General features: G+C 42.8%; 4 protein-coding genes. 3 read left to right on the forward strand and 1 reads right to left on the reverse strand.

Annotated features, from left to right (window positions below; translation table 11 throughout):
* On the reverse strand, positions 1 to 396 hold a 396-nt coding region (locus HWQ37_RS00245; protein WP_292742544.1), incomplete at its 3' end, for a Uma2 family endonuclease.
* A gap of 1,160 nt (positions 397 to 1,556) precedes the next feature.
* Between HWQ37_RS00245 and HWQ37_RS00250 the strand changes: the two genes are divergently transcribed.
* The 3 genes from HWQ37_RS00250 (at position 1,557) to HWQ37_RS00260 (ending at position 3,662) form a co-directional block, all read left to right on the forward strand.
* Entirely contained in the window at positions 1,557 to 1,769 is a 213-nt protein-coding gene (locus tag HWQ37_RS00250) for a hypothetical protein (RefSeq protein ID WP_292742540.1), read from the forward strand.
* Positions 1,735 to 3,180: a nitrogenase cofactor biosynthesis protein NifB gene (gene nifB, locus HWQ37_RS00255; protein WP_292742541.1), complete on the forward strand. Its 1,446-nt coding sequence runs from the start codon at positions 1,735 to 1,737 to the stop codon at positions 3,178 to 3,180. The genes HWQ37_RS00250 and nifB overlap by 35 nt, the downstream gene beginning before the upstream one ends.
* 128 nt (positions 3,181 to 3,308) lie before the next feature.
* Entirely contained in the window at positions 3,309 to 3,662 is a 354-nt protein-coding gene (locus HWQ37_RS00260; protein ID WP_292742542.1) for a 4Fe-4S binding protein, read from the forward strand.
* Positions 3,663 to 3,712: the final 50 nt, after the last annotated feature.

The following is a 3,712-nucleotide window of genomic DNA, read 5'->3' on the forward strand; positions in this document are numbered from 1 at the left end:
ACTGGGGATTCTCAGATAATAAGTGAATTTTTCACCCCGATCTTTAGCGCTTGTACCAGGCGAAAGAACTTCAGCAATCAGCTTGGGATGTTGAATAAATTTGCGGGCATTGAGGTCTTGAGGGTCGCAACTGACAATAACATCAGGATAATAGTAGCGACTCTGGGGAGTGAGTTGCATTTTCACGTCTAACACATTCACTCGACAACCTCTGGAATGCAAATGAGGGCGTAAGGCAGTGTACAAGTTAAGTGCAATGTCGTTATGGGGAATTGTACCGCCTGTCATGGCAAATACTTCGCCATTGGCATATTCGTAACGAAGGTCTTGCTGAGGTTCCCATTCGAGATATTCCTCAACGGTCATTTTTGGCGGTTGTTGGGGGATGGCTATCATAACAAAGATTTTTTCACGCTTGGTTTGATTGTAGCTAATTGACATACCGTGTATACACAAGTTTAGGACTTACGCAAGTGCCACAAAAAAATCAGACTTGTAGTTTGTAGTAAGGGCTTTAGCCCTTATTTTGAGGACTAAAGTCCTCACTACGAACTGAAAATAATATGCCAGTTGCGTAAGTCCTGAAGTTATCGAATCACAATCAGTCTGTTGAATTACCCCACCCTAACCCTCCCCTTATAAAGGGGAGGGAACTAGATTTCTTGTTTCCCCCCTTGATAAGGGGGGTAATTCGACTTGTGTATACACCCTAGCTTCTCGTGTCGGGAAAGGGGATTTTTTGCTAAGGTTTGTAATGAGCAATTCAGAAAATTCATTGCGATCGCTCAATCATGTTAGATTATAGTTTGTTGTTTCTCTTAAACACAAAATCTGAGAGGTTACTACCCATCTCCTCATTGTGGGAATAAAAAAAACGAGTTAAAAGTTAAGTTTTTTGAAAATGATATGCAGCAACACACCTATTTTCATTACCTCATATCGCTTATCAGACAAGACTTAGAACCACAATTGAATATCATTGTCAAAGCAAAAATTAAAAAAATATGAATTGCATTTTTACCCTCGAAAAAATGATATGTTAGATACAGAATTGAATTTCGCTTTTTTCTGGAGTAGAACGATATAGACTACTCCAGTTTTTCACCCTCAAACCCTTGGCATTTAATGCTTTTGACGGAACTTGAGGGCAACCTGAGTACACATTTAAATAACCCAAACCTAGTTTCAATTTAGTTAAAGTTATTGCTAGGATTGGGTTTTGGCTGAGTACAAAGAAATCCTGAACCCCTATCTATAAACACTAGAACCCCAACCAAAAAATACTAGAACCCCTACCTGAAAAAAACTTTTTTAATTCTTGTAATGCTTGAAGAATTAGGGTTTTTAGTATTTGAGTACAAAAGTAATAAATCCAATAAATTCTATCCTAGAGAGACGCAACATCTGGCTGGGAGACGGCTGCTATAAATCTTATATCGCCAATCACCTAACGCTCTGAAACAAAGCGAAGGGTGAGTGGAGGGATGACATAGCACCATGCCTGAAGTGAAGAGAAGTCGCGGCTGTAAGCACCAATTCTACCCAAGAACCGAACGTTGACACACACCAGCCGAACATCAGATATCTATTGTCTGCCTGACTTGAAAACAAGTCGCCCCAACCCAAGGGTTTGCAGGCAGTGTGAAAGACGCGACTTCAATTCTGGGCATGAAAGAGTAGCAACAGCATCTCCCACAGTGGCAGCCGAGTCCACCGACCTTTTTGCGAAACTCAATGACATCACCGTCTACACGACTCCTCAACTCTAACGCTACGGAATCGCCAACCCAAGCAAAATCCGGTGATTGCGGCTGCGACAGCAACAGCAGCGCCACCGTGGAAAGAGACGAAAAGCTGCAAGAACGCATTGCTAAACATCCCTGCTACAGCGAAGACGCTCATCACCACTACGCCCGGATGCACGTTGCAGTTGCACCAGCTTGCAACATTCAATGCAACTATTGCAACCGCAAATATGATTGCGCTAACGAAAGCCGTCCTGGAGTAGTTAGCGAATTGCTAACACCAGAAGAAGCTGCACACAAAGCTTTGGTCATTGGTGGTAAGATTCCCCAAATGACAGTTGTGGGAATTGCCGGCCCTGGCGACCCATTGGCGAACCCAGAAAAAACCTTCCGCACATTTGAGTTGATTGCAGCACAAGCACCAGACATCAAGCTGTGTTTATCAACCAATGGTTTAATGCTACCTGACTACATCGATCGCATTAAACAATTAAATATAGATCACGTGACGATCACCATTAACATGGTAGATCCAGAGATCGGTGCATTGATTTATCCTTGGGTTCATTACAGACGCAAGCGTTATAGAGGCATTGAAGGCGCAAGAATTCTCCACGAAAGACAGATGGAAGGATTGCAAGCCCTGAAAGATGCTGACATCTTGTGCAAAGTCAACTCCGTGATGATTCCCGGAATTAATGACCATCACTTAGTTGAAGTGAATCGAGTCATCCGTGAAAAAGGTGCATTCTTGCACAACATCATGCCCTTGATTTCTGCACCAGAACATGGCACACACTTCGGTTTAACCGGTCAACGCGGTCCCACACCCAAAGAACTCAAAGAAGTTCAAGACAACTGCTCTGGTAACATGAAAATGATGCGTCACTGTCGCCAGTGCCGTGCCGATGCAGTCGGATTGTTGGGAGAAGACCGCAGCCAAGAATTTTCCAAAGAGAAATTCTTGGAAATGGCTCCCGAATATGACATGGAACAACGCGCTACTGTTCACGAAGGAATTGAGAAGTTTAAAGAAGAACTTAAAGTAGCCAAAGATAAGGCGTTAACCGGTAAGAAAATTGCCAATAGTCCGAAAGTTCTCGTTGCAGTAGCAACCAAAGGCGGCGGATTAGTTAACCAACACTTCGGTCATGCGAAAGAATTCCAAATTTACGAAGTGGGTGGGGACGAAGTTCGCTTTGTTGGTCATCGCAAAATTGACCAGTACTGCCAAGGTGGATACAGCGAAGAAGCTTCATTTGAGCATATTATGAAAGCGATCGCAGATTGCAAAGCAGTTTTAGTTTCCAAGATTGGTAACTGTCCTCAAGAAAAATTGCAAGAAGCTGGAATCAAGACTGTTGAAGCTTACGACGTAATTGAAAAGGTTGCTTTGGAGTTCTACGAGCAATACGTTAAGGAATTAGGGAATTAGGGATTAGGGACTGGGGACTAGGGACTAGGGACTGGGAATTAAGGAAGAATTTTCCCAGTATCCATTACCCAGTACCCAGTACCCAGTACCCAATCCCCAGTACCCAATCCCCAAAAGGAGAATAAATCATGGCTTACAAAATTCTTACTAGCCAGTGTATTTCCTGCAATCTGTGTTTAACGGTATGTCCCACAAATGCAGTTAAAGTGGTTGACGGACAGCACTGGATTGACCCTGAACTTTGTACAAATTGTATTGGTAGCATTCATACCGTGCCTCAGTGTAAAGCTGGTTGTCCCACCTGCGACGGTTGCGTTAAGCAGCCTAGCGATTATTGGGAAGGCTGGTTTACCAATTACAACCGCGTAGTCGCTAAATTAACAAATAAACAAGATTACTGGGAACGTTGGTTTAACACCTATTCCCAAAAATACTCAGAACAGTTGCAAAAGCGTCAACCCGAAATAATTCGTAATTCGTAATTCGTAATTGAAGACAACAATGCAAAATAACTGCATCTATCTTGATAATA

This window comes from Nostoc sp. NMS4, from assembly GCF_017115095.1.
Lineage (GTDB): Bacteria > Cyanobacteriota > Cyanobacteriia > Cyanobacteriales > Nostocaceae > Nostoc.

Coding starts and splice junctions, on each gene's coding strand:
- nifB (WP_292742541.1), top strand. CDS start 1,735: ATGACATCACCGTCTACACGACTCCTCAACTCTAACGCTACGGAATCG.
- HWQ37_RS00260 (WP_292742542.1), top strand. CDS start 3,309: ATGGCTTACAAAATTCTTACTAGCCAGTGTATTTCCTGCAATCTGTGT.